Source organism: Amycolatopsis sp. NPDC043889 (genome assembly GCF_056435645.1).
In genome coordinates this window covers 119,784-145,806 of sequence record NZ_JBWKEC010000015.1, presented here as the reverse complement: position 1 = coordinate 145,806, position 26,023 = coordinate 119,784, and the positions used below count along the sequence as shown (strand labels likewise).

General features: G+C 70.6%; 27 protein-coding genes. 16 read left to right on the top strand and 11 right to left on the bottom strand.

The annotated features are described in order from the left end of the window. The first annotated feature begins 20 nt into the window (after positions 1 to 20). Positions 21 to 1,586: an alpha/beta fold hydrolase gene (locus AC0685_RS25885; RefSeq protein WP_478227873.1), complete on the top strand. Its 1,566-nt coding sequence runs from the start codon at positions 21 to 23 to the stop codon at positions 1,584 to 1,586. A 62-nt stretch (positions 1,587 to 1,648) separates the two neighbouring features. On the opposite strand, the gene AC0685_RS25880 is transcribed toward AC0685_RS25885, so the two are convergent. After that, positions 1,649 to 1,891, bottom strand: coding sequence for a DUF2630 family protein (locus AC0685_RS25880; RefSeq protein WP_478227872.1), 243 nt, complete (start codon positions 1,889 to 1,891; stop codon positions 1,649 to 1,651). Positions 1,892 to 1,981: 90 nt separating this feature from the next. Here AC0685_RS25880 and AC0685_RS25875 point away from each other — a divergent pair, with 90 nt between their 5' ends. Next, positions 1,982 to 2,338: a thioredoxin family protein gene (locus tag AC0685_RS25875; protein ID WP_020637318.1), complete on the top strand. Its 357-nt coding sequence runs from the start codon at positions 1,982 to 1,984 to the stop codon at positions 2,336 to 2,338. Positions 2,339 to 2,425: 87 nt separating this feature from the next. On the opposite strand, the gene AC0685_RS25870 is transcribed toward AC0685_RS25875, so the two are convergent. After that, positions 2,426 to 3,355 (bottom strand): proline dehydrogenase family protein, encoded by a 930-nt coding sequence (locus AC0685_RS25870; RefSeq protein WP_478227871.1) that lies wholly within the window; start codon positions 3,353 to 3,355, stop codon positions 2,426 to 2,428. 18 nt (positions 3,356 to 3,373) lie between these two features. After that, positions 3,374 to 5,002 carry an L-glutamate gamma-semialdehyde dehydrogenase gene (gene pruA / locus AC0685_RS25865; RefSeq protein WP_340683210.1) on the bottom strand — a complete coding sequence of 543 codons (1,629 nt, stop codon included), beginning with the start codon at positions 5,000 to 5,002 and terminating at the stop codon, positions 3,374 to 3,376. Positions 5,003 to 5,130: 128 nt separating this feature from the next. On the opposite strand from pruA, the gene AC0685_RS25860 reads away from it, so the two are divergent. After that, positions 5,131 to 6,723, top strand: coding sequence for a PucR family transcriptional regulator (locus AC0685_RS25860; protein WP_478227929.1), 1,593 nt, complete (start codon positions 5,131 to 5,133; stop codon positions 6,721 to 6,723). Between the two features lie 84 nt (positions 6,724 to 6,807). Here the strand turns inward: AC0685_RS25860 and AC0685_RS25855 are convergent, their stop codons facing one another. Further along, the gene (locus tag AC0685_RS25855; protein ID WP_478227870.1) at positions 6,808 to 7,845 is read right to left on the bottom strand and encodes an LLM class flavin-dependent oxidoreductase; all 1,038 of its coding nucleotides are present in this window, start codon (positions 7,843 to 7,845) and stop codon (positions 6,808 to 6,810) included. A gap of 7 nt (positions 7,846 to 7,852) precedes the next feature. Further along, positions 7,853 to 8,245 (bottom strand): DUF6221 family protein, encoded by a 393-nt coding sequence (locus tag AC0685_RS25850; RefSeq protein WP_465452081.1) that lies wholly within the window; start codon positions 8,243 to 8,245, stop codon positions 7,853 to 7,855. A 242-nt stretch (positions 8,246 to 8,487) separates the two neighbouring features. On the opposite strand from AC0685_RS25850, the gene AC0685_RS25845 reads away from it, so the two are divergent. Continuing rightward, the gene (locus AC0685_RS25845) at positions 8,488 to 8,910 is read left to right on the top strand and encodes a hypothetical protein (protein ID WP_478227869.1); all 423 of its coding nucleotides are present in this window, start codon (positions 8,488 to 8,490) and stop codon (positions 8,908 to 8,910) included. Here AC0685_RS25845 and AC0685_RS25840 read toward each other — a convergent pair. Together AC0685_RS25840 and AC0685_RS25835 are read right to left on the bottom strand one after the other, a co-directional pair. Further along, the gene (locus tag AC0685_RS25840; protein WP_478227868.1) at positions 8,907 to 9,926 is read right to left on the bottom strand and encodes a DNA polymerase domain-containing protein; all 1,020 of its coding nucleotides are present in this window, start codon (positions 9,924 to 9,926) and stop codon (positions 8,907 to 8,909) included. The genes AC0685_RS25845 and AC0685_RS25840 overlap by 4 nt on opposite strands. Before the next feature lie 19 nt (positions 9,927 to 9,945). Further along, positions 9,946 to 10,503, bottom strand: coding sequence for a GNAT family N-acetyltransferase (locus AC0685_RS25835; protein ID WP_478227867.1), 558 nt, complete (start codon positions 10,501 to 10,503; stop codon positions 9,946 to 9,948). Positions 10,504 to 10,527: 24 nt separating this feature from the next. Between AC0685_RS25835 and AC0685_RS25830 the strand changes: the two genes are divergently transcribed. The 9 genes from AC0685_RS25830 (at position 10,528) to AC0685_RS25790 (ending at position 17,567) form a co-directional block, all read left to right on the top strand. Next, positions 10,528 to 11,214, top strand: coding sequence for a TVP38/TMEM64 family protein (locus AC0685_RS25830; protein ID WP_478227866.1), 687 nt, complete (start codon positions 10,528 to 10,530; stop codon positions 11,212 to 11,214). Positions 11,215 to 11,380: 166 nt separating this feature from the next. After that, on the top strand, positions 11,381 to 12,988 hold the full coding sequence (locus tag AC0685_RS25825; RefSeq protein ID WP_478227928.1) for a serine/threonine-protein kinase: 1,608 nt from the start codon (positions 11,381 to 11,383) through the stop codon (positions 12,986 to 12,988). Positions 12,989 to 13,065: 77 nt separating this feature from the next. Further along, positions 13,066 to 13,371, top strand: coding sequence for a hypothetical protein (locus AC0685_RS25820; protein WP_410649339.1), 306 nt, complete (start codon positions 13,066 to 13,068; stop codon positions 13,369 to 13,371). Between the two features lie 19 nt (positions 13,372 to 13,390). After that, positions 13,391 to 13,813, top strand: coding sequence for a peptide-methionine (R)-S-oxide reductase MsrB (gene msrB / locus AC0685_RS25815; RefSeq protein ID WP_007033524.1), 423 nt, complete (start codon positions 13,391 to 13,393; stop codon positions 13,811 to 13,813). Between the two features lie 76 nt (positions 13,814 to 13,889). Continuing rightward, positions 13,890 to 14,624, top strand: a complete 735-nt coding sequence (locus AC0685_RS25810) for a TIGR04222 domain-containing membrane protein (protein WP_478227865.1) — start codon at positions 13,890 to 13,892, stop codon at positions 14,622 to 14,624. Further along, complete coding sequence (locus tag AC0685_RS25805; protein ID WP_478227864.1) at positions 14,617 to 15,408, top strand: TIGR04222 domain-containing membrane protein; 792 nt, start codon at positions 14,617 to 14,619, stop codon at positions 15,406 to 15,408. Before AC0685_RS25810 ends, AC0685_RS25805 begins: the two co-directional genes overlap by 8 nt. Positions 15,409 to 15,488: 80 nt before the next feature. Next, positions 15,489 to 16,415, top strand: coding sequence for a TIGR04222 domain-containing membrane protein (locus AC0685_RS25800; RefSeq protein ID WP_478227863.1), 927 nt, complete (start codon positions 15,489 to 15,491; stop codon positions 16,413 to 16,415). Continuing rightward, complete coding sequence (locus tag AC0685_RS25795) at positions 16,405 to 17,220, top strand: MbnB/TglH/ChrH family RiPP precursor modification enzyme (RefSeq protein WP_478227862.1); 816 nt, start codon at positions 16,405 to 16,407, stop codon at positions 17,218 to 17,220. Before AC0685_RS25800 ends, AC0685_RS25795 begins: the two co-directional genes overlap by 11 nt. Then, positions 17,217 to 17,567, top strand: coding sequence for an SCO6045 C-terminal-like domain-containing protein (locus AC0685_RS25790; protein ID WP_478227861.1), 351 nt, complete (start codon positions 17,217 to 17,219; stop codon positions 17,565 to 17,567). The genes AC0685_RS25795 and AC0685_RS25790 overlap by 4 nt, the downstream gene beginning before the upstream one ends. A gap of 17 nt (positions 17,568 to 17,584) precedes the next feature. Here AC0685_RS25790 and AC0685_RS25785 read toward each other — a convergent pair whose 3' ends face one another. From AC0685_RS25785 to hemE, 4 genes are read right to left on the bottom strand one after another with little or no spacing between them, the layout of a single operon-like run. Continuing rightward, positions 17,585 to 18,931, bottom strand: coding sequence for a CoA transferase (locus tag AC0685_RS25785; protein WP_478227860.1), 1,347 nt, complete (start codon positions 18,929 to 18,931; stop codon positions 17,585 to 17,587). Beyond that, positions 18,931 to 19,623: a hydrogen peroxide-dependent heme synthase gene (gene hemQ, locus AC0685_RS25780; protein WP_016332997.1), complete on the bottom strand. Its 693-nt coding sequence runs from the start codon at positions 19,621 to 19,623 to the stop codon at positions 18,931 to 18,933. Before hemQ ends, AC0685_RS25785 begins: the two co-directional genes overlap by 1 nt. Positions 19,624 to 19,648: 25 nt before the next feature. Then, positions 19,649 to 21,028: a protoporphyrinogen oxidase gene (hemG, locus tag AC0685_RS25775; protein ID WP_478227859.1), complete on the bottom strand. Its 1,380-nt coding sequence runs from the start codon at positions 21,026 to 21,028 to the stop codon at positions 19,649 to 19,651. Beyond that, a complete protein-coding gene (hemE, locus tag AC0685_RS25770) occupies positions 21,025 to 22,095 on the bottom strand; it encodes a uroporphyrinogen decarboxylase (protein ID WP_478227858.1) in 1,071 nt (356 codons plus the stop codon). Before hemE ends, hemG begins: the two co-directional genes overlap by 4 nt. 88 nt (positions 22,096 to 22,183) lie before the next feature. Between hemE and AC0685_RS25765 the strand changes: the two genes are divergently transcribed. From AC0685_RS25765 to AC0685_RS25755, 3 genes are all read left to right on the top strand, one after another. Further along, positions 22,184 to 22,747, top strand: a complete 564-nt coding sequence (locus tag AC0685_RS25765; RefSeq protein ID WP_478227857.1) for a DUF3000 domain-containing protein — start codon at positions 22,184 to 22,186, stop codon at positions 22,745 to 22,747. Between the two features lie 1,218 nt (positions 22,748 to 23,965). Continuing rightward, positions 23,966 to 24,682, top strand: coding sequence for a response regulator transcription factor (locus AC0685_RS25760; RefSeq protein WP_034318331.1), 717 nt, complete (start codon positions 23,966 to 23,968; stop codon positions 24,680 to 24,682). A 68-nt stretch (positions 24,683 to 24,750) separates the two neighbouring features. Continuing rightward, entirely contained in the window at positions 24,751 to 26,016 is a 1,266-nt protein-coding gene (locus AC0685_RS25755; RefSeq protein ID WP_478227856.1) for an HRDC domain-containing protein, read from the top strand. The last annotated feature ends 7 nt before the right edge of the window (positions 26,017 to 26,023 follow it).

Here is a 26,023-nt window from a genome sequence, read left to right as displayed (position 1 = left end):
CGGAAAGTGAGGACCAGCCCGTGCGCCCCGCCAGCACCGTCCGCCGCAGGCCACGGCTGTTCCTGATGACCACCGTGGTGACGGCCGTGCTCGCGGGCTGCACGGCCGGGCCGTCGGTGCGGCCGGCAGTGATCGACAACGACGGCAAGCCGAATCCCGGCGGCCCGACGACGGCCCAGCAGGTGCCGCTGCCGCCGCTCGCCGAACCGCGGTCGCCGTCGATCAAATGGGAGGACTGCGACGAAGCGACCCGGCAACGGCTGGGCCGGCCTTCCGTGCCGGACACACTGAAGTTCTCCTGCGCCAGGGTGCCCACCACGCTCGACGCGCCGGACCTGCCGGGTCGCGGGCTCTCGCGGCTTTCGGTGGTCAAGACCGGGGGCGGGCCGATCCCGCTCGTCGTGGTCAACGACGTCGACGGCGAGCCGGGGTCGCTGTACGCCGCGCGGCTGGCCGCGACGCTGCCGCCCGAGTTCCTGCAGAAGTTCTCGCTGATCGGCGTGGACCGCCGCGGGACGGGGACGTCCATGCCGGTGCAGTGCATCCCGGCGGAGATCCGCACCGACCTGCTCGGCGCCGATCCGGCCGCCCCCGACCTCGAAGGCGTCGTCGACGCGGCACGCCGGGCGGGGCAGCAGTGCGCCATCGAACTGGACGACTCGCAGGTCGCGATGGACAGCTGGCGGGCGGCGGGCGACCTCGAAGAACTCCGCGAGCAACTGGGGCTGGACAAGCTGCACGCACTGGGCCGCGGCGACGGTTCGAAGGTCCTCGCCGAATACGCCGTGCGGTTCCCCGCCCAGGTCGGCCGGGTCATGCTCGACGGGCTGCCCGACCCCGCCCCCGACGCGACCGCCACGCAGGAAGGCGTCGCCGCGAGCGCGCAGGCGACCCTCGACGCGTTCGGCGCCGACTGCATCGCGAGGGGCTGCCCGATCGGCGACGCCCGCTCGGCCGTGACCGCCGTCGCGGACCGGCTCCGGTCGGCGTCCGCGACGACCACCGACGGCGAGCAGATCACGCCGGGGATCGCGCTGTACGCCATCTACTCCGGGCTCGCGCAGCGCTCGCGCTGGGTGGAACTCGCCGAGGCGCTCAAGACCGCGCAGACCGGCGACGTCACGCCGCTGGCCGCGTTCGCCGAGCCCGTGCTGAAGGACACCAAGGCGCGGCCTTCGCGGCTGGACGGCACGCTCGCGACCAAATGCAACGACAGCGCGACCCGGCTCTCGGCCGAGGAACTCACGCGCGCGACCACGACCCTGCGAGACAAGTACCCGCAGTTCGGTGTCTTCGCCGCGCAACAGCTGGCCTGGTGCAGCCCGTGGCCCGTGCGCCGCGAACCGCTCCCGCCCGTGGGAGCGCCGGGCGCCCCGCCGATGCTCGTCGCGGGCACCGCGACCGACCCGGTCACGCCGGAGCAGGGCACCGGCCGAGCGGCCGACCAGATGCCGAGCGCGGTGACGATCACCTGGCAGGGTGCCGGGCACGGCGCGCTGAGCCTCTCGCCGTGTGTCGCGGACGCGACGCGAGCCTTCCTGATCGACGGGAAGATCCCGGTCGACGGGACACTCTGCCCGGCCTGAACGACTCGTGAGTGGTAAGGACGGTTAGAACCGTCCTTACCACTCACGAGACCCAGCACCCGCTACTGCCGGTAAAACTCCACCTCGGAGATCGGCCGCGCCGTTGCCTGGTCCGGGTCTTCGTCGAACTCCACGCGCGCCCGCCGCTGCCGCAGCAGGTCCCAGCACTGGTCCAGCTGCTGTTCCACACTCGCGAGCCTGGACCGATCGTCCGAGCTCAGCCCGGTGCCGATCGCCCGCGAACGGAGCTCGTGCTCCTCACTGACCAGCTCGTCGATCCGGCTGAGGATGTCCCCGTCGGCCATGTGCGCCTCCTGCGAAACGTGGGTTGCTCCATCCGAGACGCTACGCGCACTCGCGGGAATGCGCGTCCCGCCCGATTCGTTACGCCGGGCATGAGCACTGTGGAGCTGACCGCCGCCAACTTCGATCAGGTCGTGTCGGAGAACGACTTCGTGATCATCGACTTCTGGGCCGGCTGGTGCATGCCGTGCCGCCAGTTCGCACCGACCTACGAGAAGGTGTCGGGCAACCACGACGACATCGTCTTCGCGAGCGTCGACACCGAGGCCGAGCAGCAGCTGGCCGCGGCCTTCGACGTGCGTTCGATCCCCACGCTCGCGGTGATCCGCGACAAGACGGTCATCTACGCGCAGCCGGGCGCGCTCCCGGAGAAGACGCTGGAAGACCTCATCCAGCAGGCGCGCGACATCGACATGGACAAGCTCAAGGAAGAGGCCCAGGAGGCCTGACGCTTATGGAGAAGGGGCCCTTCCCGGCGGGTTTCGCCGGGAAGGGCCCCTTTGTCTTTCAGCGGACCAGTGCCACCGGTGACCGGGTCAGCCCCGGGTGGCGAGTCCGCGCAGGAAGAACGCCAGGTTCGCCGGGCGTTCCGCCAGCCTGCGCATGAAATAGCCGTACCATTCGTCGCCGTAGGGGACGTAGACGCGCATCGTCTTGCCGTCGCCCGCGATTCGGCGCTGCTCTTCGGGACGGATCCCGTACAGCATCTGGAATTCGTGGTCGTCCGCCTTGCGGCCCGCGTCGGCCGCGAGCTTCTCGGCGATCGCGATCATCCGCGGGTCGTGCGAGGCGACCATCGGATAACCCTTGCCCTGCATGAGGATCTTCAGGCAGCGCACGTAGGACTTGTCCACTTCGGACTTGTCCTGGAACGCGACCTCCTCGGGTTCGGCGTACGCGCCCTTGCACAGCCGGACGCGGGAACCCTCGGTCGCCAGGTCGCGGCAGTCCTGCTCGGTGCGCCGCAGGTAGGCCTGCAGCACCGCGCCGACCCACGGGTACTCGGTGCGCAGCTCCTTGAGGATGCCCAGCGTCGAGTCGGTGGTGGTGTGGTCCTCCATGTCGAGGGTCACCGTGGCACCGACCGCCTCGGCCGCCGCGCAGATCTTGCGGGCGTTCTCCAGCGCGACCTTCTCACCGTCGGCCGGCAGGAACTGCCCGACGGCCGACAGCTTCACCGAGACGTCCGCGCCGAACGCGAGGCCGTCGGCCGCCAGCGCGGTCAGCAGTTCCTCGTAGGCGCGGACGGTCGTCGCGGCCTGCTCGGCGTCGGTGGTGTCCTCGCCGAGGTGGTCGAGGGTGACCCGGAGGCCGTCGTCGGCCAGTTCGCGGACCACCCTGGCGGCGTCGGGCGTCTTCGAACCGGCGACGAACCGGCCTACCACCGATCGGGTGGCGGGGACGACCTCGACCAGCTTGCGCATCCGCTGGGATCGAGCGGCGGCGAGCAACGGGGCACGCAACATCACGGACTCCTGGAGAACTCAGCCCTGGTGGGGGTAGCGGACGCTGGTGGGCGGAACGAAGGTCTCCTTGACCGAGCGCGGGCTCGTCCAGCGGAGCAGGTTGAACACCGAACCGGCCTTGTCGTTGGTGCCGGACGCGCGCCCGCCGCCGAAGGGCTGCTGGCCGACGACCGCGCCGGTCGGCTTGTCGTTGACGTAGAAGTTGCCGGCGGCGAAGCGCAGCGCCTCGGACGCCTTCGCGACGGCCGTGCGGTCGTTCGCGATGACCGCGCCGGTGAGCGCGTAGTCGGCGGTCTCGTCGACCAGCTTCAAGACGTTGTCGAAGTCCTCGTCCTCGTAGACGTGCAGCGCGAGGATCGGGCCGAAGTACTCGGTGCGGAAGATCTCGTGGTTCGGGTTGTCCGACACCAGGATCGTCGGGCGCACGAAGTAGCCGACGCTGTCGTCGGCGGTACCACCGGCGATGACCTCGATCTCGGCGTCCTCGGCGGCGCTCTTCAGCACGGCGGCGTGCTTGTCGAAGGCGCGGCGGTCGATCACGGCGCCACCGAAGTTGTCCAGGTCGGTGACGTCGCCGTAGGTGATGGCCTCGGTCTCGGAGACCAGCTCGTCCTTCAGGCTCGCCCAGAGCGAACGCGGGACGTAAGCGCGGGACGCGGCCGAGCACTTCTGGCCCTGGTACTCGAAGGCGCCGCGGATCAGCGCGGTGCGCAGGACGTCCACGTCGGCGGAGGCGTGCGCGAGCACGAAGTCCTTGCCGCCGGTCTCGCCGACCAGGCGCGGGTACGTGCGGTAGCCGGAGATGTTGGCGCCGACGGTGGCCCACAGGTGCTGGAAGGTCGCGGTGGAACCGGTGAAGTGGATACCGGCCAGGTCGCGGTGGGTCAGGGCGACCTCGGAGACGGCCTTGCCGTCACCCGGAAGCAGGTTGATGACGCCCGGCGGCATGCCCGCCTCTTCGAGCAGCCGCATCAGCATGTGCGCGGCGTAGCTCTGCGTCGGCGACGGCTTCCACAGCACGACGTTGCCCATCAGCGCGGGCGCGGTCGGCAGGTTGCCGGAGATCGCGGTGAAGTTGAACGGGGTGATGGCGTACACGAAGCCCTCGAGCGGGCGGTGCTCCATCCGGTTCCAGATACCGGGCGAGCTGACCGGCTGCTCGGCGAGGATCTGACGGCCGAAGGCGACGTTGAAACGCCAGAAGTCGATCAGCTCGCAGGCTGAGTCGATCTCGGCCTGGAAGGCGGTCTTCGACTGGCCGAGCATGGTGGCGGCGTTCAGCTTGGCGCGCCACGGGCCCGCCAGCAGGTCGGCGGCACGCAGGATGATCGCGGCGCGATCGTCGAAGGACAGCGCGCGCCAGCCGGGGGCGGCGGCCTTGGCCGCGGCGATCGCGTCGCGGGTGTCCTCCGCGGTCGCGCTGTGGATGACGCCCAGCACCGCCTTGTGGTTGTGCGGCTGGACGACCTCGATCTTCTCGCCGCCGCCCTTGCGCTGCTCACCACCGATCGTCGCGGTGATGTCGATGGGGTCGGCGTTGCCCAGCAACTTGAGCGCGCCCTCGAGTTCAGCGCGCTCAGCGCTGCCCGGTGCGTAATTCAGCACCGGCTCGTTCTTCGGGGCGGGGGTCTGGGTCACGGCGTCCACTGACTGCTCCTGACTGCACTTCGCCGGGTAGAGGTCTCATCCCGAACGGTAGACCTGACAGCTCCACGACGGCTTGTTCGACTGGCTAGAATCAGGGTGACCATCTTGTCCGATCGGCTTAATCGGTGATCAAGACGACTGCTCAGACGACCCCCGGCGCTTCCCTGCGACACATCCTCGCCACGCTCGGGGAACCGCTGGTCAGGGTGCTCGCGGCCCCGGGCGGGCTCGGCGTCGGAGTGGAGGACGTCGTCATCCACGATCCGGAGGATCCGCCCGACGCCCATCCGGGTGACCTCGTCCTGGTGATCGGCGCTCGCGGACGCTCCGCCGCGGGCGCGATCCGGGCGGCGGGACGGTCCGGCGCGGCCGCCGTCGCGGTCAAGAACGGCATGGCCGTCGTGAACGTCGCGACCGACGCGGGGATCGCGCTGATCGAGGTCGGCCACGAGGCACGCTGGGAGCAGGTCGAAGCCCTGGCCAGGGGCGTGGTCGACGCGGCTCGCGCGGGTGGCGAGGCGGACAGCGGCGAAGTGCTGGGCGATCTGTTCTCGCTCGCGCAGACCATCGCGACGTTGACGGGCGGCCTGGTCAGCATCGAGGACACCGCGAGCCGGGTGCTGGCCTATTCGCGGGCGGGCGACGAGGTGGACGAGCTGCGCAGGCTCTCGATCCTCGGCCGTGAAGGCCCGGAACGCTACCTCGCGATGCTGCGCGAATGGGGCGTCTACCAGCGTCTTCGCGCCGGTGAGGGCATTGTCCGCATCGACGAGCGCCCCGATCTCGGCATCCGGCGGCGGATCGCGGCCGGGATCCACGCCGGATCGCAGCCGCTGGGCACGATCTGGGTCCAGGAGGGCGCGCATCCGCTCACCGAAAGCGCGGAGGTCGCCCTGCTCGGCGCCAGCCGAGCGCTCGCGCCGCAGCTGATCCGGCATCGGACGCTGCCCAGCCCGGAACTCCGGCTGCGCGAGGATCTGCTGGCCGGGCTGCTCGACGGCCGCCTCGACGCCGAGTCCGTCGCCGACGACATCGGCGCGGATCCCGGGAAACCGGCCATGGTGCTGGCCTTCTCGCTCCCCCGCGACCGGGCCGCGACGGACCGGCAGCTCCGGCGCGCGGAGCTGGTGCACCTGATCACCGTGCACACCGCCGCGTACCGGCGGAGCGCGCTGGTGAGCGTGATCGGCGGCCGGGTCTACGCGCTCCTTCCCGACCTCCCCGAGCACGCCGAACCGCGGATCCTGACGCTGGCCAAGGAAATCGCCGGTACCGCCCAACGGCATCTCGACGTCCGGGTGCGCGCGGCGCTGGGCGGTGTGGTCCCCAGTCTTTCCGACGCGGCGGCCTCGCGCGGCGACACGGACCGCGTGCTGGCCACGATGGCGCGCGGGCACGGGACCGCGGACGTCGCCTCACTGGCCGACGTCCGCGCCGAGGTCCTGCTCTCGGAAGTGCTCGCGTTCCTCGGTGAGCAGCCGAGGATCCGCGATCCGCGGCTGACCGACCTGATCGCCCACGACGCCGAGCACGGCGGCATCCTGGTGCCCGCCGTACTCGCGTACCTCGACGCTTTCGGCGACGTCCGGAAAGCGGCGCGCGAGCTGAACATCCACCCGAACACGGTCCGCTACCGGGTGCGCCGCGCCGGCGAGGTGTGCGGGATCGACCTGGACGACCCCGCGCAACGCATCCTCACCCAGCTTCTGCTGCGCCTCTAGCCCTCCACCCCCGCATTTAGTCCTCTGAATGCGGTACTTGCAGACGCAAAGGACCGCATTCAGAGGACGAAATGCGGCAAGTCTTTACACGGCGGTGAGGCTGCGAAGTCCGGCGACCTCGGCCAGCGCGCGATAGGAATCCAGCCGCTCCGTCTGGTCGAAAGTACTGGTGGTCACCAGGATCTCGTCGGCTCCGGTCTTGGCGACGAGGTCGGCCAGCCGGTCGCCCACCTCGTCCGGGGTGCCGGCGAGCTGACCGTCGAGCGCTCGGTCCAGCCGTTCCCGGTCGCGGTCCGGCAGCGGCCCGGAGAGGATCTCTTCCACCGGCGACAACGGCGGGAAGACGCCGTGCGTCCGCGAGTAGACCGTCGACCACGCTTCGGGGATCAGCAGCCGCCGGGCCCGTTCGGCCGTCTCGGCGACCGCGATGGCCGTCGACACCACGACGTACGGCCGCGACGCCTGTGCGGACGGGCGGAATCCGGAGCGATAGCCGTCGATGGCTTCGAGCAGCGGACCCTCGCCCCGGACCGGCGCGATCACCAGCGGCAGCCCCAGTTCCGCGGCCAGCCGCGCCCCGGCACCGGTGGCCAGCAGGAACGCGGGCACGCGCAGGCCTTCCGCGGGAATGGCGTGCACACCCGGATAGGTCGTCTGGTCACCCGCGAGGAAGCCCAGCAGCTCGCGAACCTGGTCACCGAAGCGATCGGCATCGTCCTTCTCGTGCCCGAGCGCCTGCCGCACCCCGCCGGTGAACCCGACGGAACGCCCCAGCCCCATGTCGATCCGGCCGGGGAAGAGCGATTCGAGCACGCCGAACTGTTCCGCGACCACGAGGGGCCGGTGGTTCGGCAGCATCACGCCGCCGGTGCCGACCCGGATCCGTTCGGTCGCCGAGGCGACGGCGGCCGCCAGCACCGTGGGCGCCGAACCCGCGACACCGGGCACGCTGTGATGTTCGGACACCCAGAACCGGTGGTAGCCGAGCGCTTCGATGTCCCGCGCGAAGGCGACCGTGTCCCGCAGGGCGCGGGGCGCGCCGCCGCCGCGGCGGGTCGGGGACCGGTCCAGTACCGAAAGCGTGATCACCTTCGGATCAACGCGTCCGGACCCGGCGGGCATTCCCCGTTCAGGGGCGCCAGCGCTCGCTGTAGTCCGGGTGGTCGGCGTGCGGAAGGGCCAGCAGCCGCAGGGTCAGGCACCAGTTCGTCCCGGCCTCGTCGGCGGGCACATGGCATGTCTCGCACCAGTACTCGTTGCCGTACAAGGGGAATCCGGGGACCTTCTCCGAGACCGTGGTGCGGTGTGCCTGCAGGAGCCGCCGGGTCGCTTCGATCTCGTTGATCATCTGATTGACCGTGTCGAGTTCGATGTCGTTGAGCGAACGGATCTTCTTTTCGATGACGACCTTGGTCTCACCACGATTGAGCGATTCGTTGATCTCGGTTTTCTTGACCGCCTGCATGATCAACGCCTGGCGTTGCCCCACACGCGCGGCGAGGAAGGCGATCAGGTCGTCCACGGGTACTCCTTCGTCTCCCCCAGCCTAGTGTTCGGAGGGAAATGTCGCTGGCAGGAAGCCCTGCGTTACGGCTGAGTCCCACGCGTCACACAGTCTCGTATCGGTCACGGTCGGAGCGGTAACAGGTTTCTAGATCGACACGAAAGCGCAATCACTCCGCGAGCAAAACGAAGAAGAGGCCGATGCCGGGCGCGAATTTGTCACTAGTACCGCACACCTCGTCACGAAATGCGTTCCCCGTCGTGGCGGGCCTCGCCGTCGCGCTCACTTTGGGCGCGGGCGTCGGCGTGGTGGCGGCCATCCGGCCGGGTGAGCCCGGCGTCGCACCCGCCGCCCCGGCGACGGTGACCGTCACGGCGGAGGCCGCACCCGCGCCGACCGTGACCGTCCCGGCACCGCCGGTCACCTCGGGGCGGACGGCCATCGCTTCCCTCGCGGACCGGTTCGCCGACGGGACCTATCTGGTCGGCACGGACATCCGAGCGGGCTCGTACCGCTCCCCCGGACCGGCGGCGGGCGGAAACGGGCACTGCTACTGGGCGCGGCTCCGGCCCGAAGGCGCGTCGAAGATCGTGGCCGACCAACTGACCACGGGCGCCGCCCGGTTCACCGCCCGCAAAGGCGAGTACGTCCAGGTCGCCGGGTGTGAGTTCACCCTGTCCTAAGTGTCGTCGCGCGCCTTGCTCGGCTGGACGCGCTTCGGCTCACCGGGCATTTTCGGGTAATCCGGCGGATACGGCATCTCGCCGACGCCGTGGTCGCGTTCGTCCCGCGCGTACCAGTCCAGCAGCGTCTCGATGCCGAACGCCTGCTCGTCCATCGGCGCGTGCAGGTCGCCGCGCTCGTTGTAGAAGGCGCCCGCCGTGAGGACGTCGAAGTCGTCCGGGTCGACCTCGGTCAGCAAATCCCAGGTCAGCGGCGTCGACACCGTCGCACGAGGGGTGCCGCGGACCGACCACGACGACGCCACCGTGCGGTCGCGGGCCGCTTGGTTGTAGTCGATGAAGACCCGGCCACCACGCTCTTCCTTCCACCACGCGATGGTCGCCTTGTCCGGGATCCGGCGTTCGACCTCGCGGCCCAGCGCGATCACCGCGTGCCGGACGTCGATGAAGTCCCACTCCGGCCGGATCCGCACCAGGACGTGCACGCCGCGGCCGCCCGAGGTCTTCGGGTAACCGACCAGGCCCGCCGAGTCGAGGACCTCGTGCACCACGCCCGCGACCTCGACCGCGTCGGCGAAGCCCGCCTCGTCCGGCGGGTCCACGTCGATGCGGAGTTCGTCGGGATGGTCGACGTCGGGCCGCCGCACCGGCCACGGGTGGAAGTCGAAGGTGCCCAGGTTCGCCGCCCAGGCGAACACGGCGGGCTCGGTCGGGCAGACCTCCTCGGCCGTCCGGCCGGACGGGAAGGTGATCTTCGCGGTCTCCACCCACTCCGGGGCGCCCTTCGGCACGCGCTTGGCGTAGAACCACTCGCCCTCGACGCCGTCGACGTACCGCTTCAGCGTCGTCGGCCGCTCCCCGATCGCGCGCAGCAACGGCTCCCCGACCGCGACGTAATGCTCCACGACCTGGCGCTTCGTGATCCCCCGGGCCGGGAAGTACACCTTGTCCGGGCTGGACACCCGGACCTTGCGCTCGCCTGCCTCGACCTCGATCGGCTCACCGTTCTTGGGCATGCGCACACCGTATCGCCGATCAGGGCCGGGGATCGGTCTTCAGGATTGCCATCGTGACGACGTCGTACCACTCGCCGTCCCACCGCAGCGCTTCCCGCTGGAGCCCCTCACGGACGAACCCTGCCTTCTCGTAGACGCGCTGGGCCCGCGGGTTGTGGTCGAAGACCTCCAGCGAGACACGATGCAGGCCGACGACGTCGAACGCGTAGCCCAGCAGCAGCTCGGTCGCTTCGGTGCCATAGCCCTTGCCGAAGAACTCCGGGCCGTTCAGCGCGATGCGGAACGACGCGGAACGGTTGTCCTTGTCGACGTCGGTGAGCGCGAGGTCGCCGACGTGCGCGCGATCCTCCTTGCGGACGATCGCGTAGTCCGCGCGGTCGTCGAGCCCCGTCCGCCCGGCCAGCCAGGTCCGGATCTGCCCGGGGGTGAATCGGGTGTGCGTACCGGTCAGCCTCGTGGTTTCGGGCTCCTGCAAGGCCTTCCACGCGGTCTCGAAGTAGGTCTCGTCGAGCTGGGTGAGCACGACGTTCTCGCCGGTGAGTTCGGGCTGGACGCGCAGCGCCTCGGTGTCGATCACAGCGGACACGGTACGGTTGACGTGGTGTCCGGCCGTACCAAATTAATCCTCGCGCTCACCGTGTTCGCCGTGTTCGTGGCGGCGGCGGTGCTGTTGCCGATCCCGAGTCCGGCCGGGCTGCGGGCTTGGGCGGCCGAGACCGGTCCGGCCACCCCGTTGGTGTTCTTCCTGGCTTATTCGGTGCTGACCGTGGCGCCGATCCCGCGCACCGTGTTCAACCTGGCGGGCGGGCTGCTGCTCGGCGCCACGACGGGCATCCTCGTCGGCATCCTGGCGACCACGGTCGCGTCCGCGCTCTCGTTCGCTCTTTCGAGGGCACTCGGCCGCGATCTCGTCACCCGGCACCTGCACCGGGCGAAGGTCCGCGCGGTCAACGAGCGGCTTTCGGACGGCGGGGTCCTGGCGATCACCTCCTTACGGCTGATCCCGATGGTGCCGTTCGCTCCGTTCAGTTACCTGTGCGGAGTGTCATCGGTCCGTTTCGCCCCGTATCTGATCGGGACCGCGCTCGGCAGCCTGCCGGGGACGGTCGCGGTCGTCGTCCTCGGCGACGCGCTGACCGGGGAAACACCACCCGCCCTGCTGATCTGTTACGCCGTGTTCGCCGCGGCGGGGGCCATCGGGCTCGTCAAGGTCTTCCGGCGCGAAGCCCGGCCGGTGCCCGATCCGAGCGAGGAAGAAGAATTGCCCGCCTCCGCACCGGCGAGCTGACGGGGAGCCGAAACCGCCGCCCGCTACACTCGATCGAGTGCGCGGGACCTGTCAGGCCGCGTAGCGCCACCATCACCCGGAGAACGTGTCAGGAGCAGTCGCCATCGACACCGGTCAGCTGATCGCTGGGCACTATCGCCTGGTCGAGCAAATTGGTAGCGGTGCCATGGGGGTGGTCTGGCGTGCCATCGATGTCCGCCTCGAGCGCTCGGTGGCGGTCAAGCAGATCCTCCCGCAGCCGGGTGTCTCCGAGGCCGAACGCGACAACATGCGCCAGCGCGCCATGCGCGAGGCGAAGAACGCGGCCCGCTTCCAGCACCCGAACGCGATCGTGGTGTTCGACATCGCCGAGCACGGCGGCGATCCCTGCCTGGTGATGGAGTACCTGAACGGCCCGAGCCTCTCGGCGATCATCTCCGAGGAAGGCACGCTGCCGCTCGGGCGCGTCGCGAAGATCGGCGAGCAGGTCGCGTCGGCGCTGGTCGCCGCGCACCGCGCCGGGATCGTGCACCGCGACGTCAAACCCGGGAACATCCTGATCGACGAGTCCGGTACCGCGAAGATCACCGACTTCGGCATCTCCCGTGCCGCCGGCGACATGACGCTCACCCAGACCGGCCTGATCGGCGGCACCCCGGCGTATCTCGCGCCCGAGCTGGCGCGCGGCTCGGACCCGGTGCCCAGCTCCGACGTCTTCGCGCTCGGCGCGACGCTGTACCAGGCGATCGAGGGCCAGACCCCGTACGGGAACAGCTCGAACCAGCTGGCGCTGCTGTACGCGGCCGCGAACGGCCAGATCAACCCGCCGCAGCAGGCGGGTCCCGCGACGGCGCTGCTGATGAGCCTCCTGCGCACCGAGCCGACCGAGCGCCCGACCATGGCCGAGGCCCGTGAGCGCCTCGCCGCGCTGGCGGCGAACGAATCCGACGCGGGCACGGCGGCGTCGCCCCGGCTCTTCGGAGCGGGCGGCGGCAGACAGCCGGCCGTGCCCGACACCCCGGGACACGGCCTTCCGGGCGGAGACCGGCCGCCGTGGCAGCGGACCGACAAACCGGCCCAGTCCACCGCGGCGGCTCCGCCGCAGCCCACCAAGACCCACCCGCCGACGGCCGCCTTCATCCCGATGCGCTCGCCGTCCGCACCGCCGAACACGCCGCCGCGCCCGGTCGCCGCGATGAGCCCGCCGCCGTCCGCGGCCGCCCCGATGCGGCCGTCGCCGGCCAAGCAGCCCGACGCCAAACGCAAGGCCGTCCTGTTCGCGGGCGCCGGTGCCGCCGTCGTGGTGATCGCCGTGATCGTGTTCCTGATCCTGAACTCGAGCAACGGGGGCGATACCCCGGGTGGGAACAACGCCGGGGCGAACCCGCAGCCCGGCACCTCGGCGCCCAAGTCGAGCGGCTCCAAGAGCAGCGCACCCTCGTCTTCCGCGTCGTCGAGCGGCGGCAAGATCGAGTACCGGCCTGCGGGGGAACGCGTTGTTGACTTTTACAGCAAGGCAGGCACGCCGGAAGGCTGGGCGATGCTCACTCCGGACGCCCAGGCCGTCTATGGCGACCAGGGGAAGTACCAGGAGTACTGGGCGACGAAGCAGCTGAGCAGCTACAAGGGTGCCAATGCCAACAAAGGCAACAACGCCGACGGCTCGGTCGACATCACCATCAACCTCACGTTCAAATCCGGCGGCTCCGAGGCGAAGACCGTCCGCGTCATCGACGATGGTGGCGGTCAGCTGCTGATCGCCGGGGATACCCGCAGCGCGCAGGGCAACTACTAGCAATCGGTGCGTGGCGGTGGTGAGACCCGCCTCGCTGGTGGTAGGCCAATCGCCGCTCGTGGCTTACTGTTGCCGGTATGGCCGATAGCGGACCTTTCGGGCCTGGCCAGAATCCTCGCTTCCAGGAGGATCTGGTAGGCCTCGACCCGTACGATCCCGAAGCCCGTGCCTTCGCCGAGCATCTGGACCGCATCGAACGCTGCGGCCCGAACTTCACCGTGGAAGCCTGCCTCGACGGCGTCTCCGACTTCGCCGACTCCAGCAACCGGCTCGGCGGTCTGCGCTGGTGGATTTCGGCGCTGGTCGTGATCCTCATCGTGCTCGGCGTGATGGTCACCGCATGGGACATCATCGGCCGGGCCATCGCGTGGCTCGCGGGGTAACGTGGAACCGGTGAAAGGCATGAAACCCGTTGTCGGAGCCACGCCGCGCGTGGTCAAGTCCGAGCAGGAATGGCGGGAGCAGCTCAGCCCCGACGAGTACGCCGTGCTCCGCCAGGCGGGCACCGAGCGCCCCTTCACCGGGGAGTACACCGACACCAAGACCACCGGTGTCTACCAGTGCCGAGCCTGTGGTGCCGAACTGTTCCGCAGCGACACGAAATTCGAAAGCCATTGCGGCTGGCCGTCCTTCTACGACCCGGCCGACACCGACGCCGTCCTCCTCCGTGAGGACACCACGATGGGGATGCGCCGGATCGAGGTGCTGTGCAAGTCGTGTCACAGCCACCTCGGGCACGTCTTCGAAGGCGAGGGCTACGCCACCCCGACGGATCAGCGGTACTGCATCAACTCGATCTCGTTGAAGCTCGTTCCCGAGTCGTAACCGACCGAAGCGAACCACCGCCCTCTTCGACGCGTTCACGAGGAACAGGAACAGCGTCGGGGAAGGCGGTGTTTTCATGAACGAACCCTGGGGAATCTCCGGACCGGCTTCCGCGTGGCTCTACGGAGTCTGTGCCGTACTGCCGGTCGTGCTCGCCGTGGCGCACGAACGGTGGCTGCGTCGTGACACCGGGGCCAGGGCGGTGCCCGGCCTCTATCCGCTGGCCGCGCTGGCGGACGGCGCGGATCGGGTCACCGACCCCGCCGTCGCCAGGATGGCCCGGCACGAGGCCGTCCGGGAACTGCGTGCCGATCTGGAGCGGCGGGGCCTGCTCGTTCCCGAAACCCGTCGCCGGAGGGGCTGGCAGTACGCGATCGCCGCGTACGTGGCCGTCTTCGCGCTGGGGATCGCGAGGCCGGCGAACGCCGTACCGCCGAAGCGGCCGGCCGGCGCCCTCGTCGTCCTGGTCATCGTCGTGGCAGGTGCGATCGGCCTGGTCGTGTGGCGGCAACGGCCGGACCGCACGGGCCGGGCGACGGCCGAGGGTGGCCTGGCACTCCACCACGGCGACTGGGACCGCGGCCTGGGGCGCACCACGGCCGGGCAGGTGGCCCTCCACGGGTTGCGGGCCTTCCCCGACCAGGTCGTCGCGGCCACGTTGACCAAGACCGGCGGCACGAAGGCCGGCGTGTTCGCCCGCACGGCGAGCACCTGCGGCGGTGGCGCACCGTACGCCGTAGGTTCGTCGTGCGGCGGTGGAGCGTCGTCCTGCTGCGGAGGTTCTTCCTGTGGTGGTGGTTGCGGTGGCTGAACAGATCGTGGTCGTGCTCGGGGTGCTTCCACTCCTCGTGGCGCTGGCGGGTACCCGATGGCTGCGGAATCGACCTCACGGCGGGGAACCGTTACGGACGATCCATCAGGTCGCCTACCTCGCCGGCGGCCCCGACCGGGTCACGGACACGGCCGTCGCGGCCGCTCTCGAACGGCAGGTGGTCCGCCTCGACAAGGCCGGCGTCCTGCGCCGGTCTTCCGCCCGGCCCGCCGATCCGTTCGCGTTCGCGGTGTCCGAGGCGCTGCCGAAGGCGGGGATCGGGAGGGTGCGCGGTCCGCTGCGCGCGTCGGAACCGATGCGCTCGCTGCGGGCGGAACTGCTCGCCGACGGACTGGCCTTGCCGGAAGGCCGCCTGCACCTCGTCTGGCGTGCGGCCCTTCTCACGCAACTCGTGCTCGTCGTGCTGGGAATGGCGATGCTTCTCCGGGCCGTCGTGGTCACCGGGCAGGCCGCGCTGCTCGCCGGGATCTCGCTGATCGTCGCGACGACGGCTTTCGCCGTCACCCTCCGCCTCGGTCGGGCACACCGCGAGACGTGGACGACGAAAGCGGGCGAGCTGGCGCTTTCCCTGGCGCGCGAGGACCCAGGGCTCGTCACCGGAGTGACGGGCGCGGTGGCGCTGGGCGGCCTCGCCGCGCATCCGGATCGACGGCTCACGCGGAACCTGCTCCTTACGCCATCTCGCGCCCGCGACCGAACCGCGGTCACCGCCTGCGGCTCCTCTGACGGTCCAACAACCGTCGTGGACGATTCGCCCGGCTGATCGACTGGTTCGCGGAACCACGACCGAACGGAAAAGCGTCCGACTACGGTAAGCCCACCTGCTCGTGAAAGGCCCGTGCGATGGAAGACACCTGGGGTATCCCCGGACCCACGTTCCTGGCGATCTATGGCGCCCTGCTGGTGTTCCCGCTGGCCGTCGGTCTCGTGTGGACGATCGCGGTCAAACTCGGTGCCAAGGCACCGCGCGCCACCGTGACCGGACCTGAGCCGACGGTGTACGAACTCGCCTATCTCGCCGGCGGCCCGGACCGGGTGGTCGACACGGCCATCGCGACGCTGGTCGACCGCGGGACCTTGCGGGTCAGCAGTTCGAAGCAGCTCCAGCTCACCGGTCCCGAGCCCGCCGACCCGATCGAAAAGGCCGTCGCCAAGGGCGCGCGGCCGGGTCACAACGCCACGACCCGCGGCATCCGTGACCGGTTGCGGCTGTCGGGTCCGATGCAGGCGCTCGCCAAGGGGCTGGAGGAGCGAGGACTGGTGGTCGTGGACCGGTCGCCCCGGATCCGCCAGGTCGTGTTCTTCCTGTACCTCGCCGTCCTGGTCCTCGGCGTGGTGCGCCTGATCGCCGGGATCGCCGGCGACCGCCCGGTCGGATTCCTGATCCCGCTGCTGATCTCGGCAGTGTTCGCGACGGTGATCTCCCGTGCGCTCAAGAACAAGCGGCCGGGCCCGCGTCCGACCAGCGAGGGCGCCCGGGTCCTCCACAAGGCCAGGTCCGCTCACGGACGGGAGCGCAAACGCGGCATCCCGAACGGACCGGGATACGTCGGCGGCGCGGTGCTGGGCGGCGCCGCGGCGGCGGTCGCGTTCGGTGGTCTCGCCTCCTACCCCGACGAGGAGCTGAGCGCGGCCCTGATCCCGCCGCCGGTCTCCGGTGGTTTCGGCGGCGGTTCGTCCGGCGGCGGCTCCTCGTGCAGCAGCAGTGGCGGAAGCTCGTGCAGCGGCGGCGGCAGTTCCTGCGGAGGAGGCGGCGGCTGTGGTGGTTGACGGGCCGGGCAAGCTCGGGATCGGCATCGGCTGGCGGCACGAGCTCGACCTTTCGATCGCGCGGCTGCCCGGCGTCGACTGGGTCGAGGTCGTCGCCGAGAACCTGCACCCCGGGCATCTGCCGGAGACCCTGGTCGCTTTGCGCGACAAGGGAATGCCGGTTCTGCCGCACGCGGTGTCGCTGTCGCTGGGCGGGGCCGAGCCGCTGGACACCGCGCGCGTCGAGCATCTCGCGGAGGTCACTCGCGAGCTCGGCGCGCCGATGGCCAGCGACCACGTGTGCTTCGTGCGCGCGGGCGGCCTCGACTCGGGCCATCTGATGCCGCTTCCCCGCACCCGGGAAGCGCTCGACGTGCTGGTGGACAACGTCAAACTCGCCCAGTCCATCGTGGAGGCCCCGTTCGCGCTGGAGAACATCGCGGCGGTGCTGGAATGGCCGGACGCGGAGTTCACCGAGTCGGAGTTCCTGCGGGAGCTCACCGACCGGACCGGCTGCCTGCTGATCATCGACGTCGCCAACCTGTACGCCAACGCCCGCAACCTCGGCACCGATCCCGAGCGGTTCCTCGACGAGATCCCGTGGGAGCGGCTGGCGTACACGCATATGGCGGGCGGTGTCGAACGCGACGGCGTCTACCACGACACGCACGCTCATCCGGTGGTCCCGGAGGTGCTGGATCTGCTGCGCGAACTGCGGCGCCGCACCGAGCCGCCGGGTGTCCTGCTGGAGCGCGACGACGACTACCCGTCCGACACGGAACTGGCGGCCGAGCTGGCCGCGCTGCGGGAAGCGGTCTCGCCGTGACGTCGCCCCGGGAGCGGCTCGCCTCCCAGCAGGCCGAGCTGCTCAAGGCGCTCCTCGCGGGAGGCGACGCACCGGCGGGCTTCGACGCGGACAGGCTCCGTATCGAGGCGAACGTCTTGCGGAACAAGCAGAGCAGGCTGGTCACCTACTTGCGCCCGGATCTCGCCGAGGCCCTCGGCGACCGGTTCGCCGCGCTGTTCCGCGAGTACGTGACGAGCCATCCGAAGACCGACGCGATCCGCGCGCGGGCCTACGCGGACGCTTTCGGCGCTTGGCTCGTTGACCGCGGCGAGGTACCCAAGCCCCGGGGCCGGTTCACGAGCTGGCTACGCCTACGCCGCGTTTAGTCCTCTGAATGCGGTTTTCACCAGACCGGGCGGTCGCTTCCGGGCGCGTGCGTCGCTTCCGTCCACTGTGGATTCGAGCCCGGCAGCGTGCCCGCCATCTTGACCCTGGTGACCCGGCCGAGCTGGCTGTCGACCTCTTCGAGCCATTCGCCGCCGTCGAAGCCGGTGGGCCCGGATTCCTTGCGCCCCAAAGAGTTCAGCCACTCCCCGGTCCCGGCGAGCGAGGTCCGGACATGCCGGCTGCCGCCCTCGGTGGCCGCACGGCGGACGGCGGTCATGATCGCCGCCGCGGTGAGCCAGCCGGTCGCGTGGTCGAGCGCCTGCACCGGAAGCGGTCCCGGGCCGTCGAGCCCGGCCGTCTTGCCGCCCTCGTCGGCGATCCCCGACGCCATCTGCACCAGGCTGTCGAACCCGCGCCTGCGCGCCCAAGGCCCTTCCCAGCCGTAGGCCGACAGGTCCGCGACGACGATGCCCGGCCGGAGCTCGGCGATCGCTTCCGGCGAGAAACCCTTGGCCACCAGCGATCCCGGTCGGAAACCCTGCAGAACGACGTCCGCGCGGGCGATCAGCTTGCGCAGCCGCGAGCGCCCGGCTTCGGTCTCCAGGTCGACGTACGCCGAGAGCTTGCCCATCCCGGTGTCGACGGCCAGCGGCGGCACGGTCGGCAGCTGGGCCGACCCGATGTGCATGACGGTGGCGCCGTGCGCGGCGAGCACGCGGCCCGCGACCGGTCCGGCGATGACGTGGGTCAGGTCCAGGATCCGCACCCCGCCCAGCGGCCGGTCGGACTCGAACAGCCGCACCGGTTCCGACGGTCCGAGCGGCCGGATCTCGGCGACCGGCAACGCCGACGCCGCCTGCCCTTGCTTGTGCGCCAGCCACTCGTCGCGAGAGCGCAGCACAGCGGCCGCGCCGCCGGCGCCGATCACCGCCGACTCGACCTCGTACTTCGACTTGGCCGCGACGACCTTCTCGAACGCCGCCCGGGTCGCGGGCACGCCCAGGCCCCAGCACACGGCGGAGACGTGACGCGGGTAGTTGCAGTGCAGCCGCACCCAGCCGTCGTTCGCCCGGTAGTCGCCGGACAGCGGCGCGCTGAACGGCACCGGTTCCCCGTCGACGCGGATGTACTGCTCGCTGTGGAACGACGCGGCGGCGTGCCGGGTGTCGACCGAGACCTTGCCCGGCTCGATTCCCCGCAGCCGCAACAGTTCCCCGGCGGCCAGCGTCGCCGCGGCGATACTCGTCGCCGCCGCCTCCTCGACCCGGAAGGTGCCGGGCAGCACCGACTCGGGGCCGGTGATCTCGACGGCGTCTTCGGCGAGGGTGTCGCCGGTGAGCGTGGTCCAGACGCGGGTGTCCACTAGGGCAGCAGGGCGATCAGCTCGGCGGGGGCCACCTTCGTCCCGGTGTAGAACGGGATCTCCTCGCGCACGTGGAGCCGCGCCTCGGTGCCGCGCAGATGCCGCATCAGGTCGACGATGCGGTGCAGCTCGTCGGCCTCGAAGGCCAGGATCCACTCGTAGTCGCCCAGTGCGAACGACGCGACCGTGTTGGCGCGGACGTCCGGGTAGTCGCGGGCCTCCTTGCCGTGGTCGGCGAGCATCTTGCGGCGCTCGTCGTCCGGCAGCAGGTACCACTCGTAGGAGCGCACGAACGGGTAGACGCAGATGAACTTGCGGGCCTCTTCGCCGGCGAGGAACGCCGGGATGTGGCTCTTGTTGAACTCCGCCGGGCGGTGCAGCGCGACCTGGCTCCACACCGGCGCCGACGCGCGGCCGAGCGGCGTGTGCCGGAAGCCGCTGTACGCCGCCTGGACCTGCTCGATCTCCTCGGCGTGCCACCAGATCATGTAGTCGGCGTCGGCGCGCAGCCCCGAAAGGTCGTAGACACCGCGGACGACGACGCCCTTCGCCTCCAGCGCGTCGAGGTACTCGGTGGTCTCCGCGGTCGCCTTCGCGCGGTCTTCGCCGAGCTTGCCCTGCTCGGCCCGGAAGACCGACCAGGCGGTGTAGCGGATGGTGTCATTGAGCTCGTTGTAGTTCAGCCGCGCCATACCGCCATCTTGGCACTGCCGGTGCTCAAGAGCCCTCGTGGGTCGGTGTGATCCCGGCGATGCGGCGGGCGGCCGCGTCGGCGGTGGCGATGCAGGCCGGGATCCCGACGCCGTGCAGCGTCGCGCCCGCCACGGCGAGGCCAGGGACGCCGGCGACGGCACGTTCGATCCGCTCGACGCGTACGAGGTGCCCGGTGCCGTACTGCGGGAGCCCGCCGCCCCATCGGGTCACGAGGGTGTCGATCGGCTCGGCGGTGACACCGGTCAGCCGGGCCAGGTCATCGCGGACCACGCGCACGAGTTCGTCGTCGTCGGCGTGCAGCGCGCCCGGTTCGCCGAAGCGGCCGACCGAGCCACGCACCAGCACCGGGCCTTCGCCGTACTGCGCCCACTTGCGGGAGGAGAAGGTGAACGCCTTGGCGGCGAACGGCTTCCCGGCAGCGTCCCGCTCCCCGGCGCCGATCAGGACCCCGGACGACTCCGGCAGCGCGGTCCCCGGCGGGAGCGCGAGCGCGACCACCGCCATCGACGCGAGTTCGACCTTGGCGAACACCGACGAGGCCACTCCTGCGACACCGTCGAGCAGCCGTCGTGCCGAAGGCGCCGGGACGGCGAGAAGGACGGCGTCGGCGTCGAGGTCGTCGACCCTCCAGCCGTCGGCGGTGCGCTCGAGCGCCGTCACGGTGGTTCCGGTGCGGACCTCGGCGCGGGCCAGCTCCGCGAGCCGCACGATCAGCGTTCCGAGGCCGCCCAGCAGGGTGCCGAAGACCGGCGCCGTACTCGGTGAGGCGGGCATGAGCGAGGCGGCGCCTTCGGTGAGCGAGCGCGCGCCACGATCGATCGCGGACGCGAGACCGGGCATGGTCGCGCGCAGGCCGAGCCCGTCCGCTCCCCCGGCGTAGACACCGCCGAGCAGCGGGTCGACGAGCCGGTCCACGAGTTCGTCGCCGAACCGCTCGCGCAGCAACGGGCCGAGCGGCACGTCACCGGCGGGCAGTTCCAGCGGAGACAGCGACGCCTCGGCCTCGACCAGGGCGCGTCCCTTCTCCGACAGCACCCCCGCGACCGCGTCGGCCGTGACCGGAACACCCATGACCGTGCCCGGCGGCAGACCGAGCACGGAGCCGCCGGCGTGGATCTTCGCGCGGGCCGTGGTGGGATGGACCAGGCGCTCGCCCAGCCCCACCTCTCGGACCAGGGCGAGCGCCTCGGGACGGCGAGCGAGGAAGGCCTCCGCGCCGACGTCGTAACGCTCACCGGCGAGTTCCACCGTGCGGAGCTTCCCGCCGAGCGACTCCGTCGCCTCGAAGACGACGATCCGGGCGTCTTCACCGAGCAGCGTCCGCAGCCGGTACGCCGCGGTCAGTCCCGAGATACCGCCACCGACGACGGCGATGGTGCTCATTGAAGCTCGTGCACCAGCCCGACCACGCGCGTCAGCACGTCCGGGTCGACGCCGGGCAGCACGCCGTGGCCGAGGTTGAAGATGTGGCCATCGGCCGCGCGGCCCTCGGCGTGGATGCGCCGGACCTCGGCTTCGAGCACCGGCCACGACGCGTGCAGCAGCGCCGGGTCGAGGTTGCCCTGGACCACACCGCCGCCGAGCCGCCGGACCGCTTCGTCGAGCGGGATCCGCCAGTCGACGCCGACCACGTCGGCACCCGCGTCGCGCATGGCCACCAGCAGCTCGCCGGTGCCGACGCCGAAGTGGATCCGGGGCACGCCGTAGCCCGCGACCGCGGACAGGACCTTCGCCGAATGCGGCAGGACGAACTCGCGGTAGTCCCGCTCCGAGAGCGCGCCCGCCCACGAGTCGAACAGCTGGATCGCGTCGGCCCCGGCGTCGAGCTGCGCGGAGAGGAAGGTGATCGCCATGTCCGCGAGACGCCCGGCCAGCTCGTGCCACAGCTCCGGCTCGGAGTGCATGAGTGCCTTGGTGTGCTCGTGGTTGCGGCTCGGCCCGCCCTCGATGAGGTACGAGGCCAGGGTGAACGGCGCGCCCGCGAACCCGATCAGCGGCGTCTCGCCCAGCGACCCGACCAGCAGCCGGACCCCTTCGGCGACCCGCTCCACCTGCTCCGGTTCCAGCACCGGCAGCGCCCGCACGCCCGCGGCGTAGCGGATCGGCTCGGCGACGACCGGGCCGGTGCCCGCGACGATGTCGATGTCGAGGCCCGCCGCCTTGAGCGGGACGACGATGTCGCTGAAGAGGATGGCCGCGTCGACGCCGTGGCGGCGGATCGGCTGGAGCGTGATCTCGGCGAGCATCTCGGGGTCGAAGCAGGCGTCGAACATCGAGGTGCCCTCACGCAGCGCCCGGTACTCGGGCAGCGACCGGCCTGCCTGGCGCATGAACCACACGGGGGTATGGGCCGGGCGTTCGCCGCGCGCGGCGGCCAGGAACGGCGCACCGGGCAGGGCGCGACGGGCCACTGGGACGGTCTGCGCGGGAGAAGCGACTGAAGGAGACATCACGGTTCATGGTGCCATGGGCGCTCGGAGGCCTTACTCTCGGCGCGCCTGCGCCCCGAACCGGACGATCGCGTCTTACAGTCGGTTGGTGACCGCGATGACGTCAGCACCCGATCTCTTCCGTGAAGCCGTCGCGGCGTTGCAATCGGTCCGGCCCCGCCCCGAAGTGCAGCTGGAGACGATGCGCCCGCCGCAGCGGCTGGCGCCGTGGTCCTACGCGGTGAGCTGCGAAGTGGAAGGGCCGGCGGACGTGCTGGCGTCGGGACGGCTGGTGCTGCTGCACGATCCGGAGGGCCAGGAAGGCTGGGACGGGGTCCTGCGGCTGGTCATGTACGTGCGCGCGGAACTCGACCGGGAACTGGCGACCGATCCCTTCCTGCCCGCGGTGGGCTGGTCGTGGCTGACCGACGCGCTGGAGACCTCCGGCGCGGAGTGGACGGCGCTGGGCGGCACCGTCACCGAGACGTCGTCGGCCCGCTTCGGCGACATTTCCGGGCCCGCGCGCACCGACGATCTGGAACTCCGGGCGTCCTGGACGCCGACGGACGCGGCACTGCGGCCGCACGGGCAGGCGTTCTGCCAGGTGATGGCGAGCGTCGTGGGGCTGCCGCCGGTCGGCGTGACCCTCTTCGAGCAGCGTCAGTCCTCCTGAGCCGCTTCGCGCGGGCGCCGCGCTCGGATCGTTAGAGGCCGGGGCTTAGTAGCACCACCAGCCACAACGACAGCGCGTGAAGGCCCCCTTCCCTCGGCTCAGCCGAGGAAACTCGGCCTTCACCCCTTCCTCAGTACTAGACGGACCTCTTCCTTGCGCCTAAGTACAGGAAGGGGCCTTCATGCACTGGGACCTCCTGATATCAGGCAAGACACGCCGCAGGTCACGCAGTACCCGCGAGAGGGCTCTCCAGAACGCCCCGGATCACCCAGGAGCCCCCGTCGCGCCGGTGCTCCCGAACCCGGCGGCAAGTCCGTGAAGGCCTCCTTGAGGGATCCAGAGTCCCTCAAGGAGGCCTTCACGGACTTGCGACACCCCTCGGCACCGGTCCCGACACGCCGGATCCCAGCAATCGAGACATAGCATTTGGGTTATTTTGCAATTTCCGGCCACCTAGCGGCGCTAGGAAAGCTAGCGGTACTAAAGGTCCCTTGCTTCCACCCGCGGATCCGTGAAGGCCTCCTTCCCTACCCTCAAGGTAGGCAAGGAGGCCTTCACGGACAGCCGCGACGCCCGCCGAGCCGCACGAAGCGCCCGAGGACACCTCGACTGCTCCACCTGCGGACCCCTCAGAGCGTCTGTACGCCACTAAGCCGCGCTTCGGGGCCATCCGGACCGGACCAGCTCCGACCAGCGCGGAGCCGGTCGCTCAGAGGTCTAGACCACCCCGTTCGTGCTAACCCGGCCGTCACCGTCCGCAACAAGATCAAAACCGATCGCGAGCACCCCGAGACGCTTCCGGAGCGTTACCATCATCGTCACCGAGCGAAGCGATCATGGCGCTCCGCGAAGTTGATCAAGCCCCATGCCGGAGGCGGTTTCCGGCCCCCGCCGCACCGCCCGCCGAGGCGCCCTGGCAGAGGCACCGGCAAGTGCACGGCCCATCTGCACAGTCGGTCGAGCCCCGGTAACTCAAGTCCATCGTGTTCTTTCGGCGATGTGTTAGCCACCGGCTGTGTACTAGCCCGATCGTGTTACGACGAACTCCCTGAGTGACTACTCGTTTGAGATAGATACCCATTCGATCCCCCCGCGAAGGCCTCAGGGCGGCTACAGTGCCATCGACGACACCACTTTCGGTCTAAAGCTGGCGCGGCTAAACGGCCGAAAGTCCCGGTGCCGGTCGGGGGGCACGACCGACTCCAGGGAGGTAGTGACGTGGCTACCGTCGGCATTTCTCAGGCCGTCCGATCCACGCCAGCCGGTTCATTGCCGGCGAGCATGGTTCCGCACCCGCGGGAAGAGCTTTTTTCCGTGTTGGTGGTCGATGACCACCCGCTGTTGAGGGAGGCAATCTCAGCAAGACTCGCACAGATGGGTGCGGGCACCGTCCACGAGGCCGCCACGGTGGCCGAGGCGAGGGCGCGAGCACAGGCCACCGGGCCTTGTGACCTGGCGATCCTCGATCTCGGACTGCCGGATGGCAGCGGCATCGAGCTGGTTACGGAACTCCGTAGCCACGGCTGGCCTCGAGTAGTGGTGCTCGCTTCATCAGACGACCCGTACGCGGTCAGGTCGGCGTTCCAGGCCGGCGCCCAGGCATACCTGCTCAAGTCGGCATCGCCGGTCGTAGTGACCGACGGCGTCCGCAGGGTGCTCGAGGGCGGCGTCTACGCGGACCCGAGCGTCGCACCGGTCCTGGCCACCGGCACCCGGGTCGCCGGCACCGACAACACCCCGCGCGAGCTTTCGGCGCGCGAGGTCGAGGTGCTGCAGCTCGTGGCCGACGGCCAGAGCAACAAGGAGATCGGCGAGGAACTCAGCCTCTCCGCTCTCACGGTGAAGTCTCACCTCTCCCGCATCGGGCGCAAGCTCGGCACGGGTGACCGGGCTCAGATGGTGGCGCTGGCCATGCGTGCCGGCGTGATCCGCTGACAAAGGCGAACAGCCCTGCGGGGCGGGCGGACCAGGCGCGGCCCGCTCGTCCCGTAGGGTCTTCACCTATGGAAGGCGACCGACCCGGAGAACCGCAGACGGACCCGAAGACCGGCACCGACGACACCGGTGGACCGGTCCTCCTGCGCGAGCCCGCCGAGGGCACTCCACCGGTGATCGCCGACGCGACCGCCCTCGCCGAAGCCTGCGCGAAGATCGCGGGCGGCAGCGGGGCCATCGCCGTGGACACCGAACGCGCGTCCGGCTACCGATACTGGCCGAAGGCCTACCTCGTGCAGCTGCGCCGCGAAGGTGCCGGTTCCTTCCTCATCGACCCCATTCCGCTCGAAGGGCAGCTCGGACCCCTCGCGGAAGTGCTCAACAACGCCGAATGGGTGCTGCACGCGGCCTCTCAGGACCTGCCGTGCCTCGCCGAACTCGACCTGCACCCGAAGAGCCTCTTCGACACCGAACTCGCCGGACGGCTCGCCGGGTACGAACGCGTCGCCCTCGGCACCCTCGTCGAACTCCTCCTCGGCTACCAGCTGGAGAAGGGCCACAGCGCCGCCGACTGGTCGAAGCGCCCGCTTCCCGTCGATTGGCTGAACTACGCCGCACTCGACGTCGAGCTGCTCCTCGAGCTGAGAGAGAAGCTCGAAGCCGACTTGGCCGACCAGGGCAAGCTCGAATGGGCCCAGCAGGAATTCGAGGCCGTCCGCACCGCGCCGCCGCCGGCCCCTCGGGCCGAGCCGTGGCGCCGGACGTCCGGCGTGCACAAGATCCGCAACGCCCGCGGTCTCGCCGCCGTGCGCGAACTGTGGCAGGCGCGGGACGAACTCGCCCGCAAACGCGACCGCGCGCCGAGCCGGATCCTGCCCGACAGCGCGATCATCAACGCCGTCACAGCGGACCCGAAGACCGTCGACCAGCTGCAGGCGCTGCCGGTGTTCAGCGGCCGGGTCCAGCGCAAGTACACCGCGAGCTGGCTGCGGCATCTGCAGGCCGCCCGCGCGCTCCCCGCCGACGAGCTGCCGACCCCCGCGCAGCAGACCGACGGACCGCCGCCGGTGAACCGGTGGTCGGACAAGGATCCCGACGCCGCCGCCCGGCTTTCGGCGGCCCGCGCGGCGCTGTCCGCGATCGCGGAGGACCGGCGGCTCCCGGTGGAGAACCTGCTGCTGCCGGAGCTGGTGCGGCGCACCTGCTGGCGTCCGCCCGCGGACCTGAGCGAGGACTCGGTCGCCCAGGTCCTCCGCGACGGCGGTGCCCGGCCTTGGCAGGTCGAGCTGACGGTGGCGGTGCTGAGCAAGGCGCTCCACGCCACCCCCGCCTGACCCGGCT

Bases quoted from the DNA above. Each gene is read 5' to 3' on its own strand.
- AC0685_RS25880 (WP_478227872.1), bottom strand. From the start codon at position 1,891: ATGGCCGACGGGGACATCCTCAGCCGGATCGACGAGCTGGTCAGTGAG.
- AC0685_RS25875 (WP_020637318.1), top strand. From the start codon at position 1,982: ATGAGCACTGTGGAGCTGACCGCCGCCAACTTCGATCAGGTCGTGTCG.
- AC0685_RS25870 (WP_478227871.1), bottom strand. From the start codon at position 3,355: ATGTTGCGTGCCCCGTTGCTCGCCGCCGCTCGATCCCAGCGGATGCGC.
- AC0685_RS25855 (WP_478227870.1), bottom strand. From the start codon at position 7,845: ATGCCCGCCGGGTCCGGACGCGTTGATCCGAAGGTGATCACGCTTTCG.
- AC0685_RS25840 (WP_478227868.1), bottom strand. From the start codon at position 9,926: ATGCCCAAGAACGGTGAGCCGATCGAGGTCGAGGCAGGCGAGCGCAAG.
- AC0685_RS25825 (WP_478227928.1), top strand. From the start codon at position 11,381: ATGGGGGTGGTCTGGCGTGCCATCGATGTCCGCCTCGAGCGCTCGGTG.
- AC0685_RS25820 (WP_410649339.1), top strand. From the start codon at position 13,066: ATGGCCGATAGCGGACCTTTCGGGCCTGGCCAGAATCCTCGCTTCCAG.
- msrB (WP_007033524.1), top strand. From the start codon at position 13,391: ATGAAACCCGTTGTCGGAGCCACGCCGCGCGTGGTCAAGTCCGAGCAG.
- AC0685_RS25810 (WP_478227865.1), top strand. From the start codon at position 13,890: ATGAACGAACCCTGGGGAATCTCCGGACCGGCTTCCGCGTGGCTCTAC.
- AC0685_RS25800 (WP_478227863.1), top strand. From the start codon at position 15,489: ATGGAAGACACCTGGGGTATCCCCGGACCCACGTTCCTGGCGATCTAT.
- hemQ (WP_016332997.1), bottom strand. From the start codon at position 19,623: ATGGCGCGGCTGAACTACAACGAGCTCAATGACACCATCCGCTACACC.
- hemG (WP_478227859.1), bottom strand. From the start codon at position 21,028: ATGAGCACCATCGCCGTCGTCGGTGGCGGTATCTCGGGACTGACCGCG.
- hemE (WP_478227858.1), bottom strand. From the start codon at position 22,095: ATGTCTCCTTCAGTCGCTTCTCCCGCGCAGACCGTCCCAGTGGCCCGT.
- AC0685_RS25755 (WP_478227856.1), top strand. From the start codon at position 24,751: ATGGAAGGCGACCGACCCGGAGAACCGCAGACGGACCCGAAGACCGGC.